Origin of the sequence: Streptomyces sp. NPDC001507 (genome assembly GCF_042894765.1) — a bacterium.
GTDB lineage: Bacteria > Actinomycetota > Actinomycetes > Streptomycetales > Streptomycetaceae > Streptomyces.
Genome location: NZ_JBIAVV010000001.1, coordinates 1,221,648 through 1,236,959 on the forward strand (window position 1 = coordinate 1,221,648; position 15,312 = coordinate 1,236,959).

At 68.3% G+C, this 15,312-nt stretch carries 17 protein-coding genes and 3 pseudogenes; 9 read left to right on the top strand and 11 right to left on the bottom strand.

Going from position 1 to position 15,312, the window contains the following annotated elements:
* Positions 1-74 precede the first annotated feature (74 nt).
* On the top strand, positions 75-761 hold the full coding sequence (locus ACFY0K_RS05420) for an LURP-one-related/scramblase family protein (protein WP_390638697.1): 687 nt from the start codon (positions 75-77) through the stop codon (positions 759-761).
* Between the two features lie 422 nt (positions 762-1,183).
* Complete coding sequence (locus tag ACFY0K_RS05425; protein ID WP_390638698.1) at positions 1,184-2,086, top strand: endo alpha-1,4 polygalactosaminidase; 903 nt, start codon at positions 1,184-1,186, stop codon at positions 2,084-2,086.
* 91 nt (positions 2,087-2,177) lie between these two features.
* Here the strand turns inward: ACFY0K_RS05425 and ACFY0K_RS05430 are convergent, their stop codons facing one another.
* The 9 genes and pseudogenes from ACFY0K_RS05430 to ACFY0K_RS05470 form a co-directional block, all read right to left on the bottom strand.
* Positions 2,178-2,885 carry a polysaccharide deacetylase family protein gene (locus ACFY0K_RS05430; RefSeq protein WP_390638699.1) on the bottom strand — a complete coding sequence of 236 codons (708 nt, stop codon included), beginning with the start codon at positions 2,883-2,885 and terminating at the stop codon, positions 2,178-2,180.
* 474 nt (positions 2,886-3,359) lie between these two features.
* Positions 3,360-3,941 (bottom strand): ATP-binding protein, encoded by a 582-nt coding sequence (locus ACFY0K_RS05435; RefSeq protein WP_390638700.1) that lies wholly within the window; start codon positions 3,939-3,941, stop codon positions 3,360-3,362.
* Between the two features lie 4 nt (positions 3,942-3,945).
* Positions 3,946-4,338 (bottom strand): DUF2267 domain-containing protein, encoded by a 393-nt coding sequence (locus ACFY0K_RS05440; RefSeq protein WP_390638701.1) that lies wholly within the window; start codon positions 4,336-4,338, stop codon positions 3,946-3,948.
* A gap of 560 nt (positions 4,339-4,898) precedes the next feature.
* A complete protein-coding gene (locus ACFY0K_RS05445) occupies positions 4,899-5,399 on the bottom strand; it encodes an Hsp20/alpha crystallin family protein (protein WP_390638855.1) in 501 nt (166 codons plus the stop codon).
* Between the two features lie 54 nt (positions 5,400-5,453).
* Positions 5,454-6,137, bottom strand: a complete 684-nt coding sequence (locus ACFY0K_RS05450; RefSeq protein WP_390638702.1) for a general stress protein — start codon at positions 6,135-6,137, stop codon at positions 5,454-5,456.
* 776 nt (positions 6,138-6,913) lie between these two features.
* The gene (locus ACFY0K_RS05455; RefSeq protein ID WP_390638703.1) at positions 6,914-7,612 is read right to left on the bottom strand and encodes an HAD family hydrolase; all 699 of its coding nucleotides are present in this window, start codon (positions 7,610-7,612) and stop codon (positions 6,914-6,916) included.
* A 16-nt stretch (positions 7,613-7,628) separates the two neighbouring features.
* Positions 7,629-8,120, bottom strand: a complete 492-nt coding sequence (locus ACFY0K_RS05460; protein ID WP_390638704.1) for an MFS transporter — start codon at positions 8,118-8,120, stop codon at positions 7,629-7,631.
* Positions 8,121-8,581: 461 nt separating this feature from the next.
* Positions 8,582-9,079, bottom strand: a pseudogene (locus tag ACFY0K_RS05465) (erythromycin esterase family protein); the annotation flags it as partial.
* The gene (locus ACFY0K_RS05470; protein WP_390638705.1) at positions 9,033-9,242 is read right to left on the bottom strand and encodes a hypothetical protein; all 210 of its coding nucleotides are present in this window, start codon (positions 9,240-9,242) and stop codon (positions 9,033-9,035) included. The pseudogene ACFY0K_RS05465 and the gene ACFY0K_RS05470, both read right to left, overlap by 47 nt.
* Before the next feature lie 325 nt (positions 9,243-9,567).
* Between ACFY0K_RS05470 and ACFY0K_RS05475 the strand changes: the two genes are divergently transcribed.
* Together ACFY0K_RS05475 and ACFY0K_RS05480 are read left to right on the top strand one after the other, a co-directional pair.
* Positions 9,568-9,921: a hypothetical protein gene (locus ACFY0K_RS05475; protein ID WP_134404607.1), complete on the top strand. Its 354-nt coding sequence runs from the start codon at positions 9,568-9,570 to the stop codon at positions 9,919-9,921.
* Positions 9,922-10,245: 324 nt separating this feature from the next.
* Positions 10,246-10,497 carry a hypothetical protein gene (locus tag ACFY0K_RS05480; protein WP_390638706.1) on the top strand — a complete coding sequence of 84 codons (252 nt, stop codon included), beginning with the start codon at positions 10,246-10,248 and terminating at the stop codon, positions 10,495-10,497.
* A 645-nt stretch (positions 10,498-11,142) separates the two neighbouring features.
* Here ACFY0K_RS05480 and ACFY0K_RS05485 read toward each other — a convergent pair.
* Entirely contained in the window at positions 11,143-11,724 is a 582-nt protein-coding gene (locus ACFY0K_RS05485) for a TetR/AcrR family transcriptional regulator (protein WP_390638707.1), read from the bottom strand.
* A 183-nt stretch (positions 11,725-11,907) separates the two neighbouring features.
* On the opposite strand from ACFY0K_RS05485, the gene ACFY0K_RS05490 reads away from it, so the two are divergent.
* Both ACFY0K_RS05490 and ACFY0K_RS05495 read left to right on the top strand, forming a co-directional pair.
* Complete coding sequence (locus tag ACFY0K_RS05490; RefSeq protein WP_390638708.1) at positions 11,908-12,369, top strand: cupin domain-containing protein; 462 nt, start codon at positions 11,908-11,910, stop codon at positions 12,367-12,369.
* Entirely contained in the window at positions 12,366-12,710 is a 345-nt protein-coding gene (locus tag ACFY0K_RS05495; protein ID WP_390638709.1) for a hypothetical protein, read from the top strand. The genes ACFY0K_RS05490 and ACFY0K_RS05495 overlap by 4 nt, the downstream gene beginning before the upstream one ends.
* Before the next feature lie 111 nt (positions 12,711-12,821).
* Here ACFY0K_RS05495 and ACFY0K_RS05500 read toward each other — a convergent pair.
* Positions 12,822-13,198: pseudogene (locus ACFY0K_RS05500) on the bottom strand (transposase); the annotation flags it as partial.
* 18 nt (positions 13,199-13,216) lie between these two features.
* On the opposite strand from ACFY0K_RS05500, the gene ACFY0K_RS05505 reads away from it, so the two are divergent.
* From ACFY0K_RS05505 to ACFY0K_RS05515, 3 genes and pseudogenes are all read left to right on the top strand, one after another.
* Entirely contained in the window at positions 13,217-13,666 is a 450-nt protein-coding gene (locus ACFY0K_RS05505) for a hypothetical protein (protein WP_390638863.1), read from the top strand.
* 286 nt (positions 13,667-13,952) lie between these two features.
* On the top strand, positions 13,953-14,672 hold the full coding sequence (locus ACFY0K_RS05510; protein ID WP_390638710.1) for a DUF6082 family protein: 720 nt from the start codon (positions 13,953-13,955) through the stop codon (positions 14,670-14,672).
* A 32-nt stretch (positions 14,673-14,704) separates the two neighbouring features.
* Positions 14,705-15,271 (top strand): annotated as a pseudogene (locus ACFY0K_RS05515) (transposase family protein); the annotation flags it as partial.
* Positions 15,272-15,312: the final 41 nt, after the last annotated feature.

Below are 15,312 nucleotides of genomic sequence, written 5' to 3' on the forward strand. Positions count from 1 at the left end.
CGATTCGTCACGGTGTGGCCACGAGACGGCACGCGGCGGGCCGGGACGCGGCCCCCGGGGGGTAACTTGCCGCAGTGACCAAACAATCGAACACTCCTGACCCGAAGGTCAGCCGGCAGGTGCAGCAGCAGGCCGGGATCGCCCCGAGCGGTCCCGGCGGCGGCACCCTCTTCACCGAACCGGTTCTGGTCGTGAACCAGAAGGCCAAACTCATAGAGCTGACCAACGAGTACAAGGTCATGGACCAGCACGGCAACCAGCTCGGGTCCGTGGCCGAGGTCGGGCAGAGCGCGCTGCGCAAGGTCGTACGCTTCATCAGCGACTGGGACCAGTACTTCACCCACAAGCTGGAGATCCGGGACGCCCAGGGGCAGCCGGTGCTGCGACTGACCCGTCCCGCGAAGATATTCAAGTCCCGGGTGATCGTCACCCGTCCGGACGGAGAACCGGTGGGCGAGCTGGTCCAGCAGAACGTCTTCGGGAAGATCAACTTCGCCATCAACGCCGGTGGGACCCAGATCGGCGCCATCAAGGGGGAGAACTGGCGCGCCTGGAACTTCGCCGTCGTCGACCAGGCAGGCACCGAGGTGGCCCGGATCACCAAGACCTGGGAGGGCCTTGCCAAGACCATGTTCACCACGGCGGACAACTACGTCCTCCAGATCCACCAGCAACTCCCCGAGCCGTTGCGGAGTCTGGTCGTCGCCACCGCGCTGACGGTCGACACGGCTCTGAAGCAGGACGCCCGCGGACTGGGCTGACGAAGAGCCGCGTCGAGCGGCGCAAGGTCCACACGTCGGGGCAGCGGAGCCTGCCCCGACCGGATCCACACGGCGTCACCTTGCTCTCCACCCGCTGCCGTGTGCGTCGTCCGTTCCGGGAACAGCGACCGGCCTCCACGCGTCGTCCGACCCGCGGCCACGGCCATGCCCCGACGCGTCGTCTGACCGCACCCCACGCCGCGGCCGGCCGCCCTCGGCCCGGTCCGGCCCGCACGCGGCACAAGCGGGTTGCGACGGCTTGATATCGTCACGGTGTCGGACTGCCCAGCACCGTCGCGGTCCGCGGAACCATGGCATTCCCAGCCGGTGACACGGGCCTTCGACCCGTCAGCCCGGCCCCAGTCGCCAGGACCACGCGCGTCCGAGGCGGGGCATGCTCTCCCGTCCAGAAACAGGCCGTCATGCGCAAGTCCCCGGCAGACTCCAGCCGCGCCGCCGTCCCCCGCGCCGTCGCTGTCGCTGTCGTCCTGGCCACAGCCTCCCTCACAGCAGGCTGCTCCAGCACCACAAACGACACGGGCACCACCTCCGAAACGGGCACCACCACTGCAACGGGCAGCGCCTCGAAAGCCCCGAGGGCGAAAGTCTCCACACCGCCCGTCCATGCCGGCGTCGACTACCAGCTCGGCGGCGCCTACACCCCGCCGAAGGGCGTCTCCGTGGTCTCCCGCGACCACACGGCGTCGCCCGCCGCGGGCCTGTACAACATCTGCTACGTCAACGCGTTCCAGGCCCAGCCCGACGCGGAGCAGGAGTGGGACGCCGACCTCCTGCTGCGGGACGCCGCCGGGAAGGTCGTCATGGACGAGGACTGGGGCGAGGCGATGCTCGACATCAGAACCCCGGCCAAGCGCACGCGGATCGCGAAGAAGGTGGACGACTGGATCGACGAGTGCGCCGACAAGGGATTCGACGCCGTCGAGCCGGACAACTACGACAGCTACACCCGCGCCCCGCACGGACTGCTGACCGCAGCCGACGCCGAGGCGTTCCAGACCCTGCTCACCCGCCACGCACACTCCCGGCACCTTGCCATCGCCCAGAAGAACACCCTCGAACTCGCCAAGGACCGCAAGCGGGTCGGCCTCGACTTCGCGGTGGTGGAGGAATGCGGGCAGTACGACGAATGCGGGTCCTACGTCGACGCGTTCGGCGACCACGTCATCGTCGTCGAATACACCGAGAAGGGCCTGAGGAAGGCCTGCGCGGGCTGGGGCGACCGGATCAGCGTCGTCCGGCGTGACCTGGACGTCACACCGGCCGGTCACGACGGCTACCTGCGCGATACCTGCGACCGTCACTGAGGACGGCCCGCCAGCTGTCGACGATGCCCCGCGACGGCATCTCCCATGGGCCCGGAGCTGTACGACGACGTCAGCGGGGTCACCTGCCGGTTCACCTGGTCGGCGGCTGGATGTAGTCCTCAAGGCGGGCCACGGCGAAGCCCTGTTCATGGATGCGCCGGAGCAGGTTGGCGAACATCTGCGTCATCGTGGTGCCCTTGAGCTCGGACGGGCCGCGGAAGTGGGCCAGGATGATGTCTCCGGGGTGCAGCTTCCTGTCCGCTGACTGGTACTGCATGGTGCGGATCTGCATGGACTCCCGCCACCACACGATCGCGCGGGGTCCGCACTCTCCGACCGCGATCTTGGTGTTGGTGTTGTACGCCCCGTAGGGCGGGCGGAAGAGCAGCGGCGCGGTGCCGTACTCCTTGGTGAGGACCTTCTGGTCGCCGCACACCTCTTCCTTCTGGCGGGCCAGCGGGAGGGTGCTCATCACGGGGTGGTGCAGGGTGTGGTTCTGGATGTGGTTGCCCAGTGCCTGCAGCGGCCGGAAGTACGCGTAGTCCGATTTGACGGCGTCGTTCATCAGGAACATCGTGATCGGGACCCTCAGGTCCCGCAGCATCCGGATGAAGGCGGGGTCCTTCTCCTGCCCGTCGTCCATCGTGATGAAGACGACCTTCTGCGTGGTCGGTATGCGGGTGAAGACCGGAACGGTTCCGGTAGCCGAGAGCCGAACCGGCTTCTCGGCCGGCGGCCGCGGGGCAGCGGGCAGTGGAGTCAGGCCCCACTTGCGCCAGGTCGCCGCGGAGTCGGACATGGCGGGCGCGGTACTGACGGCGCCGTTCGGTACGGCGGGCCGGGAGGCGCGGGCGACATCACCGGAACCGCCACCGGCGCCGCAACCGCCCACCGCCAGGCCTACTGCGACCGCCCCTGTCACTGACCGGTACAGCCTGCCCCGGTTCCTGCGCTTTTTCACCGTGACCGTCCTTCAGCTGACGTCGATCTTTGATCAGCCGAAAGATAATCCAGCAACACTAAAAAAGGATCAACAGTCAGGTGTGAGTGCACCAGGTCGTGCCCTTTTGCACCTGAGGAGCGTGCTCTCCCGACAGCACGAGTCGCCTGCGTGTCGTCGCGTGGACGAGTACGGCGGGGAGGCCGGCGGCGTCCAGGAGGGTTCGCTGTCCCCGTCCGTGCCGCGTTGCGGCCCTGAACGCCCGCCTGCGCCGGTGCGACGCCCTTGGAGATGCCCAGGTGGGCTGCCGCCGGGTGTCCGTGCTGGTGGCCATCAGAAATCCATGCCTGTGGCCAGCGGTGTTCCGCTAGGCGGCGTCGACGATTCGGTAGTCGCCTCGGCGGCGTCCCCGCCGACCGGAAGCAGGCCGATATCGCGGATGGCAATCAGATCGGCCCCGCAGATCCGGAAGACCGTGCGGGCGGTGGAGCCGTCGCCCTTCGACTTGCCGATCGCGGCGGCGAGGATCCCACGACTGAACCAGGCCACCCGCGGGTCCTTCTCGATCGCGGCCAGGGCCAAACCCTCGATGAAGTGTGACTTGCCGGTTCCGACCGGGGCGAGTACGACGTTCTCCGTGCGGCCGTCCCACTCCAGGGTGATCAGGGAGTTCCGGGTGGGTCCGCGATGGTGGAGTCCTCGGTCCGCTATGACGCGAGGGTCTTGCCGGCGGGAAGGTTCGCCGAGTGACGGGAGAAGGCGCCGGGTTGTCGCATGCGGCGCATCAGCTTGTCGAGCTGCGAAGGCCTCCTCGACGTCCTTGAGGAGCCGGGTTGGCCTTGTCCAGCATGGTGTCGAAAGAGGAGAAACCTGTATCAACCTTCTTTCGTGGCCCTTTCGTTCCGGGCGCCTCACGGGCTCAGTCCCCGAGGTCGGCCTTGCCGAACAGGACCGCGTAACTGGAGGGGAGTTGGCTGATGATCTGATTCAGTTCTCCACCGGTGACGGTGTCGGCAACGGTGGTCAGGACCGCGCTGGCGTCCCACTGCGCGGTACGCGGCCGGGCATGGGTGCGTTCGGCGACCCGGCGGTAGAACTCTTCGATCCCGAAGCCTCGCTCCTGCTGCGGCGCGGCGTGGTCGAGAACTTGTCGCAGTGGGCCGGGCAGCTGGGATGCGAGGTCCTTGACCTCTCCCGGGCTGATCCGTTGGGCCAGGACTTCCAGCACTGCGTTGGTGACGTCCGCGGCTTCGTCTTGGTCGTTGTATTCGCCTCGCTCGCGCACACGGGCGAGGAATCCGTCGTATTTCATAGCTGCCTTCCTTCTGCACGCCCCGGTCACCGTTGATCGAGGGGGGTCGTCAGGTGCGCCGGCGGGCCGACCGGGTCCGCCCGCCGGTGCGTAGCTGCCGTTCGCAAGGAGTGCCGTACGGACTTCACGCAGGGGACGGCGGAAGCCCCCGGTGCTCAGGAACGGTCGGCAGTTCCCTCTCGTGTGTGGCCTGCCGGATGCGCGCCGGCCGGAGGCGGTCTCGTGCATCCTGTGACGCGGGCTCGTTGTGTCGGGCTGCCTCGGTTTCCTCAGCGGTGAGTGGACGGGCAGTGTTCTCCAACAGGAGGGAAGCAAGCGATATCCCACGGCCCAGACGCGGAGCGTTGCGCACGGGCATTCGACCGCGAGATCTGGCGGGCACGGGCCGACGAGCACCGCTGGTTCTGCTACCCCTTCGGCTGCTGCGCACTTGGCCTCCGCGGCGCCGAAAGGAAGCCGGTGGGGATCCACGTAGCGCGTCTCCGCCGCCGTGAGTGGTGTCGAGTCTCGCCGGCCCGGCCGCAATCCGGATGGGTGCCCGGAACCGCGGCGCCCGCGTCTCAGCCGCTGCTCTCGGTACTCTCACTCGTCTCGGTGATCTCGACGTGTCGCGGCTTCGCGACGTCGGCCTTGGGGACGGTGATGCTGAGCACTCCGTCCTGTATCTCGGCCTTGACCTTGTCCGAGTCCAATTCCCCGGGCAGCCGCAAACGGTACTCGAAGGCTCCGACGCGGCGGGTGCTGCGGCGCAGCACACCCTTGCGCTCCCGCTCCTTGATCTCTCCGGTGACCACGAGTTCGGGACCGTTGGCCTCCACGTCAATGTCCTTGCTCTTCACGCCGGGGAGTTCGATCTCTATGTGGAACGCGTCCTCGGACTCCGACACGTCCGCAAGAGGCGTCCACGCAACCGCGGGTGCCGCGCCCACCGTGGACTCCAGCAGGCCGCTCATCTGGTTGAGCAGGTCGTCGAACTCGACCAGGGGATTGACAGGGGTGGGTGCCCAGACTGGCCTTTCCTGCAGGCCGCCACCACGGTGGCGCCGGACGGGCATGGCCATCGCCATCGCCATCGCCTCCTTCTTCCTTCTCGTGATCTCGTCGTCCGCCATTCGTCATGCGAGCCATGCGGACTCTTTGTGACGTATGCGTGGGGAGACGTCCGAGTGGCCCGTGACAGCTGACGCGCCTGTGGTGCCGGGTACGGCCGAGTGCCCCAGGTGTCGGTGCACGAAGTGGATGGCCATCGCGCCCTCACCGGGCGCGGGGGCTACCCGCTTCACCGAGCCGCTGCGCGGGCGGCGGCCCCTGGAGGAGGGGCTCTCCGGGTTCGCGCCGGCCCCGCTGTCCGGCCCGGCGACCAGCTGGACGGCGTCGTCGACGGCGTCCTCGTCGGCCACGACGTCGTGGCGGCTGGGCTCGATCGAGCGGACCGATGCGAAGTTCCGGCGGCCGCCCCGGGCCGCGTGCAGGAGCACACCGAGCAGCGCGCCGACGACCGCTCCGAAGATCAGCCCGTACAGGGCGAGGAGCAGACCGGAGACGACCGGATTCAGCCAGTTCAGCAGCCCGAAGAGCCAGCCGACGAGTACGCCGGGCAGCGCTCCGGTGGCTGCGCCGTGGAGGGCGGCCTCGCCGTACCCCATTCGCCCGAGCACCTGTTGGACAAGGCGCAAGTCCTGACCGGTGATCGCCACCTTCTGAAGGGGAAATCCCTGGTCGGCGAGGTGATCGACGGCAGGTTCGGCCTCCTGGTACGTCGAGGACGTGGCAATGGCCCTGCGGGCCTGCTCGGTCATGGGACTCCTTCTGCCGACGGACCGCCGAGCGGTCCCGACAGGCCCCAGAGTGGCTGTTCGCCCGGTCGCCCCGCCTGCGCCCAGCGGGTCGAAAAGTGGCACCGGCGGTCGGTCTGCGAGGACAGGGGGCGGGACGACGATTCGGGGTCGTGGCTCGCTGCGGGGTACCTCAGGGTCCGGCCCGACATGTGACGGCGGGGCTCGATGTTCCGACGCTAGGGATTCTCTCCCCCGCTTGGACGCTCAGGAGACGGGGTGGCACCCGGGACGCCACCGTGCCCACGGACGGGCAGCGGCATGGACCCACCCGAACGGCCGCCCCGCTCGGGGCCGACGCCACGAACCGGCGGCCGTACGGAGGCGACCGCCACGGCTGACCGGCCCGTGGGGTGGAGAGCGGGCCCAGCGGGCCCACTTCCACCGTGCACCGCCTGCTCCCACCGCGTGCGACCAGGCCGCCGGATCAGCCGGGCGTGGGGTGGTGCGGCCCGGGCAAACTGCTCCACGACGGCGGCGCAGAAGGCAGGCAGGTCGGCTGGGCTGCGGCTGGCGACGAGCTGCCCCGCATCCATGAACAGCTGCTCGCGTGCCAGTGCGGACTGGGGCAGCGGGTCCACACCACCGCCGTGCAGTGCGCACCGATGCGGTGCGCGTCGGTGGTGGACACGCGGTATCCCCGGTGCGGATACGGGGAACCGTCCCGGATTCGGGTGTCGGGCACAGGATCCCCGGCCCCCGGGTGCCGGCCGGACCGCCCGGGGACGGGTACGTCGCGCTCAGGCGCCGTGCGCGTCCCGGACGCCGAGTTCGTCGATGTGCCCCAGCAGGTCGAGGGGGTCGGCGTACGCCCGGAACGCCTGGGCCCGCTCCAGTTCGTCCTGCCCGTATCCTCCGGACAGCAGCCCCACTCCGAGTGCCTCCGCCCGCCGTGCAGCCAGCAGATCCCACACACTGTCTCCGACGACGACACAGTCGCGGGCGGGGATTCCGAGCCGCGCCGCACCCGCCAGGAACAGATCGGGGTCGGGTTTGGCGCGGCTGACTTCCTCGCGGGTGACCGTCGGCACCTCAGGCGGCACGGAGAGTTTCGCGAACATGGGTGTGGCGTCGTTCCTGCGGGCGCTGGTGGCGATCGTCCAGGGCACGCCGCGGTCCGTCAGCGTCCGGAGAAGCTCGGCGGCTCCTGGCAGCGGCCGGATGGCGTCCATCCAGCCTTCGAAGTGGCGGTGGTGGGCGCTCTGCAGTTCATCGGCCTCCTTCGGCGTCAGCCGTACGCCGGTCTCACGCATCATGGCCTGCACGAGCAGGCCACCGCTCATCCCGATCCTCCGGTGGATCCGCCAGATCGCCAGGCCGACGCCCATCTCGCTCAACGCCTGCTGCCAGGCGATGACGTGCTGGTAGACGCTGTCGACGAGTGTCCCGTCCAGGTCGAAGACGAACGCCGCGGGCCGGGTGGCCGTACCGTCGGACATCTTCCACATCCTCCCGTCAGCGGCCGGCTCGGGCCGGCGGGGTACAGGCACCGGAGCAGTCGCCAGAGCAGCAGCGGACCGAGAAGTTGCCGATCGCGAAGAGAAATATGCAGCGCGGCATCGCGCCAGGGGCCACCGCGAAGTAGCCGCTGACTATCGTGCCCAGGTCGAAGCTCACGGCGTTGTACAGGAACGCCTGCCCGAGGGAGAGGGCCAGGCCCAGCAGCGTCCGGCGCGGATAGCGCTGTGCCGCCACCCGAGCGATCTCCCGGAACGGGATCGACGCCTGCTGCCGTCCGGCGAGGTACCTGCTGGTCGGCGGCAGTTCGATGCCTTCCTGGGCTGGCATTTCCGACTCGATGCGGTCCACGATCTTCTCGGCTTCCTTCTCCCACCCATGGATGAACAGCCAACGAGCGCTATCCGGAACGTTTCGGCGGACCAGCATGACCCCCAGTCCGAGCAAGCCGCCGTTGCCGAAGGCCACCCGCCAGCCGCGGGGAACCATGCGGTGTTCAGCAGGACGAAGCGCCCAGGCTCCCGACGGCGGCCCCGACCCAGTAGCTGCCTTTGATGGTCAGGTCGACCCGTCCGCGGCTGCGGGCGTGATGAACTCACCGGGGCCGACATCGGCGTGAGCACTCGGCGGTCGACGAATGCCATGCTGCGCGCCGGGCATGCGATCGGCATCGGTGCACCGTGACCAAATCGCGCGGTCCGAATCGACCCAGCGGGCTGAGACACCACGGACGAGCGGGCGGTTCGCGGAAGGCCGGCAATGTACGGCGCATGGGTCAGGAATCCGGCCTGTCGCGAGACGGCACCGGAGCAGTTGGGTTGAGCTACGACCTCCACCCCAGCGGAGCTCTGAGGGTCGTCCAGCTGCCGGTCGGACTGCCTGCGGCAGTGGAGTCCGTAGCGCTCGCGAGCCCGCTTCGCCGCCTCGGGATCGACGCGGTCCAGGTAGCTGATGACTTCCTCGATCGAGCGGTACAGGCTGTACAGGTCGAGACCGTAGAAGCCCGCTCTCGCGCGCTCACCGCCGGAGACCCGGTCGTTGTGTTCCCGCAGCCATCCCACGAAGTCCAGCACGGCGGTGTTCCGCCACATCCAGGTGGGGAACCGCCGAAAGCCGCGCAGTGACTCCTCGGCCGTGACGTCGTCGCTGCGGTCCCGGACGTAGCGGTTGACCCGGTAGGCGTCGGGCCAGTCGGCCTCGGCCGCGACCGCGCAGAAGCCCTTCTCCTCGATCAGTCGCTGCGTCGTGCAGGCGCGCGCCTGGTAGAAGTCGTGCGTCCCGTGAGAGGCCTCACCAGGACCACGGGTGTCCTGCGTTCGGGGCCAGTACCGCCATGCACACACCGTGACGAACGGTCGACATGCCACCGAGACACACCAGACCCAGTTTGAGGCGCCGTGCCTACGGACTGCTCTGGCGTTTCGCCCGGCGGCGCCGGTAGAGGCCATGCAGGCTGAGGACGACCATCACGCCTGCCGTCAGCGGCCACCACCACGAGCTCCCGTCCTGGGCCGTCTGTATGCCCTTCCACAACAGAGCGGTCGAGAGCAGCAGCCCGAGCAGTCCCATGGCGAGGTCGAGCGGGCCGTCATCCCTGAACGGATTCTGCATCTTCGTGTTCTCTGCTCGGCGGGCGCGCGCGATCACGGCGTCGGCGAGTGCAGTGACTACCTTCTTGAAGTCATCGCCTGCATGCAGGTTGAGAAACGCGCGCGCACGCGGAGTGACAGTAGGTCAGTCCCTCAGCACCACCGCACCGCTCGACTTCGAAGACCCCGCAATCCGCGACGTCCAGGTCGTAAGCGTCTGGATAAGGGCCGTCCCGTAACTGCTGGTCACGGTGTGGAAACTGCGTGGCTGATGAGTTCGCGGTGCCGGTATCGTCCGCTGTCCCTACCTGCCGCACCAGCGGCCCACGTTCAGAGAGCGATGCAGAGTGACCAGCCAGCAAGCAACGACGACCCTGTGGCGCCCCACCGGCCCCAAGGAGCTGGATCTGGTTCGGGAGCTGAACTGGCGTGCCTGGCCGCCCCGGCTGCCCGAGCAGCCGATCTTCTACCCGGTCCTCAACGAGGACTACGCGGTCAGGATCGCGCGGGACTGGAACGTGAAGCACGATGGCGCCGGCTTCGTCACTCGTTTCGAGGTCGAATCGGAGTTCTTGAGCCGGTATCCCATCCAGCAGGCCGGTGGGCAGACGATCCTCGAGCTCTGGGTTCCGGCCGAGGAGCTGGACGACTTCAACGCCCACATCGTCGGCGAGATCCAGGTGGTCCACGAGTTCCGTTGAGGCGAGAAGGCCTGCCGGCGGGGCACGCTACGGTGCGAGGATCCCGGCGTGGCGGGTGTGATCACGGTGCCGGAGCCGTCCTTGCGTCAGAACGCACTCGTAGCAGCCTAGCCCGCACAGCCTCACAGCCGGGATTTCAGCACGTCGACCTCACATCGTCCGCAGGGCCCGCTCGGACGCCGCGTCGCGGTCCGGTTCGTACTCGATGCATGCCGGCTCGGTGTTGCGCGTCAGCGGTGCTCGACGTAGGCGACGAATCCGCCCACTGATGCTCCTATTGATCGTCAAGGTGGGCGCTCGCAGGGAGCGAGGTACCTTCACTCCATGTCACTCACTCCCGACAGCGAGGTCAGTAGCCGCGACGAGTTCGTCGCCTTCGTCCGAGAACTGCACCAGGACTACCTCCGTCGGGGGCACGAATGGGAGAACCAGAGCCTCGATCAGTTCCTTGAAGCTCTCGCGGCGTGGATGGATGCCTCGCCGGCCTGGTACCGAAACCTCGGGAAGGAGATTCCGGAAGAGGGGGATTGGACCTTCCTGGCCAGGGCCCTTCAAGCCGCCACCGTCTATGAGTGAATCCGCTCCTGAAGCAGTCAGGCCGCGGTGAGCTGGATCAGCAGGTACTGCACCAGCACGGGCGTACCGAACACGTCAGGGTCCGACAGATTCAGTGGTCCGCCGGCGACGGCATGGGTGACAGCGCCCCCTCTGTACGGTCACCGTCCTCGACGGCCCACCGCTGGCTCCGATCGAGGAGAACGGGCTCATGGGCTGGAAGTGGGTGGTAGGCGGAACTTACGCGGTGACCGTCGATCCGCAGGACCATGCCCCGCTCAGGCGAGGGGACAAGCCCGGACCCCCGGTGATCCAGCAGTTCCTGCAGATCCCGCCCGGCCTCGGCCTGGCCTTCGCCCTGCGGCGGCCCGCAGGGTTGCTCCTGCGTCGACGACGCGTCCCGTCAGCCGGGCCCACTCAGCCGTAGCGGCTGTGAGTGAGCGGCGCCTGGTCGCCGACAGTCTCACCCGCTGGTCCTGGGACCCGGTCTGGCGCTCCCGGACAGCGATGTGTCCGGTATGGCGGGCCGGCTCCGGCTCACGAACTGGCGGGCGGGTGCGCACCTGCCGCACGGTGATGCTGACGGCTATGGATCCGAGGTCTCGTTCGCCAGGGCCGGCGACTCGGGCGAGGCCGCCCGCAGGGCGATCCCAATGAGACCACCTGTCAGTCGGTGGCGGGTCCGGCGGGGTTGGCTGCGATTGCCGCTGCGGTCATCTGCCGTGCGGTGGTCGCGAGGCTGGCGATCGCGTCGTCGGGGGTCAGGCCGCAGAGATCGATGAGGGCGAACAGTGACTCGGCGCTGATCACGAGGGCGAGACCGCGGACCAGTTGTTCCACGTCCGCGCGCTGCGTGGAGCCGCACCTGTCGGTCCAGGGGGCAAGGGCGTGCTCGATGAGGGCGAAGCGGCGGACGGGACGGTCCTTGGACGTCGCGGGTTTCGCGATGGCCGAGGCGACGACCACGCGGACGGCACCCTGCCTGCGCAGCACCGCCCGGCCGAGGATCTCTGCGGCCTGACCGATCCGTTCGACCGGGTCGTCGCTGCGCGTCGCCGATCGCAGGACCGCGACCAGGTCCTCCGTCATCACGGCGGCGCGCAGGAGTGAGAGGAGGTCGGGGAAGTAGCGATAGGCGGTCGCTTCGGAGACCCCGGCCTCGGCCGCGACTGCCGGCATCGTGATCTCCGCCCCGGTGTCGGCGAGGTCGCGGGCCGCCGTGACGATCGCCGACCTGGTGCGTTCCATCGTCTTACTGAGCCCGCTCGGGCGACTCCGCTCGGCCATGATCACCCTTCCGTACCGGACGACAGCATATCGGGCGAGGCCGCCGAATGAGAGTGGACTCTTTTTTTGAGAGTCCACTTGCATTGGGATCCGGATCGATCATATGGTCCTGGCGTTGACCACCCCACCAGTCAGGGAGACTCCATGGCCAAGGTGTCCATCACCGGTCCCGGCGAGGGCGAGCTCATCGTGAACGGCCCGTCGACGATCAGGATCCTCGAGGACGGCAGCAACACCGACCACCGCCTGGGGATGGGTGAGATCACCATCCCGCCGCACACCGCCGGTCCTCCGCAGCACCGCCATGCACAGCACGACGAGGGCTTCTACATACTCTCGGGCAGCGTGCGGTTCACCGTCGGGCAGGACGACTACGACGCCGGAGCCGGTACGTGGGTCATGGTCCCGCCGGGCGCACCGCACACGTTCGCCAACGTCACCGACGAGACCGCGGTCATGCTCAACACCTTCACCCCGGATCTGTACGTGCAGTACTTCCGTGACCTCAAGGCGATGGTCGAGTCCGGGCAGCCGTTGTCACGCGGTGCCGTCGCGGAGGTCTGGACGAAGTACGGCACCGAACCGTCGACCGAGTACGCCTCGTGAGCGTTCTCCTGGCGGCCAACACTGTCGGTGCGGTCGCCGGCATCGTTTTCGCCCTGGTGGGAGGTGTGCGCCCGGCGGTGCTGAGTGAGAGCGGTACGCCGACCGCCGGCGAGCGCTTCTACGGCTGGATGTACGCGACCAGGGGAGTGCCACTGGGGGTCGCGGCCCTCGTCGCACCGCTCGCGTGGTCGGGTCCCGCCGGCTCGCTCATCCTCTGCGCGGCCGCCACGGCCCAGGTGGGCGACGCCGTCATCGGAGTCGCCACTCGGAAATGGACGATGATCGCGGGTGCCTCGCTCCTGACCGCGGTCCACGTCGCAACGGCCGTCGCCACCGCGTGAGTGCGACCCCCCTCCCGATCCAGGCAGGACGCGTGCGGGGTGCAGTGCGACGTCGCGTACGAAGTGCCGGCGGCCCATCTCGATCAGGTCCGTGACCACCTGGCGGAGCTAAACGGCGGCGTCGTCCTCGGGCCCGAGACGAGCGGCGTCAAGGAGCTGGCATCAGGACGTCGTCCCGATTCGAGGGCGGCGACGAGCGAGTACGGCCGGCCAGGGAGGAACTGGTCTGATGACCGAGCGCTGCGGTCGTAGACGTGGCGGAACAGACGCTCCGCGCTGGCCGGCGCGTCGGGGCGGAGCCAGTTGCTGACGTCCACCGCCAGGACCAGGCGGCCGTCTGCGGCCTGCGGCATGGGCAGACCAGCCAGCACCTGCCGCAGCCGGGGCACATCCACGTTCCCGCGGTTCACTGCCTCGTACATCGCGCCGTGTCCGCGCCGGTGCTCGGCCACCAGTGTCAGGTCGATCGGCAAGGTCACCCGACCGTCCGCCCCGTGTGAGCTAGGGTGATCACCATGCGATGGGGGGATCGCCCGGTGTGGATCCGGTGCACGGTCGCGGTGTACGTGGTCGGATTCCTGGAAGGGACGGCAGCGCACGGGTACCTGCTGGCGACGGGCGGGCTGAATGCCTACGACTACGCGCCGGTACTCGTCCAACTGCTCTTCCATGTGCTCTTGCTGCTGGATCCGCTTGTCGCGCTGGCGATCATCCGTGCCCGCCCTGCTGGGCCGTTGTTCGCTGCCATGGTCATGCTTGCGGATGTGCTCGGCAACTGGAGCGTTGCGTGGAGCGCGATCATGACGCATCCCACCGCGTTTCTGCGTCCGACAGGGCTGTTGCCGATCACACTCTTCGCCATCTTCGTTCTGCTCACGGCGCTTCCGCTTCGTCGAGCCCTGGCGTCAAGTGGTGACGTCGATGTCTGCGTTTCATCTCCGGCCGAGGCACGATGACGCTCAGCGCGTCGGCCCGGCGGGCGTCTCCCGTGGCTCAGACCACAAGGGACAAGCTGAGTGCCTGTTCCTGAGCTACGGGCTGTCCCGTAAACGATCTTCGGTCGGTGTGGCGGAGTTCTTCCGGCGGGCGACGGTGACCTTGTGCAGGCGGACGATGCCGAGCAGACGGGCTGCACGTAGGCTGCCCCCTGGCTCGGCCTAGTCACTGGGACAGGCTCGCCTGGGGGTGATTTACCTGATAGCTCGTCATCGGTCTGTAGCTGCAGTAGCAGTGGCTCGCCGGGTGGGCAGAGCTCTGGGGCTGGTCGCCGCTGCGGCGGCCGTGCTGGCGGCGCTGCTGTTGTCGCCGTTCGTGCTGGAGGACATCTCCGGCTCCAAGGGCGTGGACTGGAACAGGTTGAGTCAGGTCGGCGCGGCGTACGGCTTCACGTCGGCGATCGTCTCGGCGCTCGCGTTGGCCGGCGTCGCTGCTTCGCTGGTTGTTCAGAACCGCCAGGCCAGGGCGGAGCAGGTCCAGGGAATCCGCAGTTACTACCTTGAGCTGGTCCGCCTGGAACTTGATGACATGGCGCTCTACCAGCCTGTTTGGGGCGCCACGGACATCGCCGATCCCCATGACCGCAAGCGGCATGTCTATGCCGATCTGATGATGAACTACGCGTGGATGGGCTTCGAAATAGGGACCATTCGCGAGCCTCTCCTGCGGGACATGCTGGCCGGGATGTTCACCGGAGAGGCTGGGCGGCACTACTGGAGCAGGGCCCAGATCTCATGGACCGCCAGCTCGTCCGGAAGCCGTATCGGTCGTCGATTCCTGGCCATCGTGGACGAGGAGCACGCTCGCGCCATCGCTGCCGGACCACCAACGCCGTCGGCCGTCGCACCCCGTCCACCTGACGTGCCCGTCGCCGGAGCAGCGCCGGCATGGCAAACGTCAGTCGGCGCCCTGATCGGCCTGGGCGCCGGCCTGGCGCTCGGATCCCTCCTGCGCAGCCGACGCTAAAGGCTGTCATCCACGGGTTGGATGATCACGGTGTGACTGGTGTGATCACGGCGTCGGAGCCGTCTTGGACAGCCCCGTTCTCGGGGCTGAGCCAGCGCTGCTTCGGGAAGTTGGTGACCTCGCTACGGAGTGAGGGGGTCGGCGCGGTTGGCAGAGGACGGCCCTGGAGCCTGTCCCTCGAGGACCGAGTGCTGCTGGTCGCGGCCTACTGGCGCACGATCCTGACAATGCGCCAGCTGGCCCTGCTGTTCGGCATGTCCAGGAACTGTCGGTACGCCACCAACCACCAGGTCGTGATCGACGCCGACAGTCGACTCGTCGTCGTGGTCCGTCGACCGCTGCCCGGCAACCGCAACGACTGCAAGGCGTGGCAGCTGTCCGGAGCCAAGGACGCCGTCGGCAAGACCACGGTGATCGCAGACGGCGGCTACCGGGGCACCGGACTGGTGATTCCGCATCGCCGCGAGCGCGGTCAGACCGAACTGCCGGCGAGGAAAGAGGAACACAACGCCTCCCACCGCAAGGTTGGCGCCCGTGTCGAGCATGCCTTTGCCCGCATGAAGGGCTGGAAGATCTTCCGCGACTGCCGACGGGCCGGAATTCCCTGCGAAGATCAGGAGACGGAACCTCCTGACGGCGG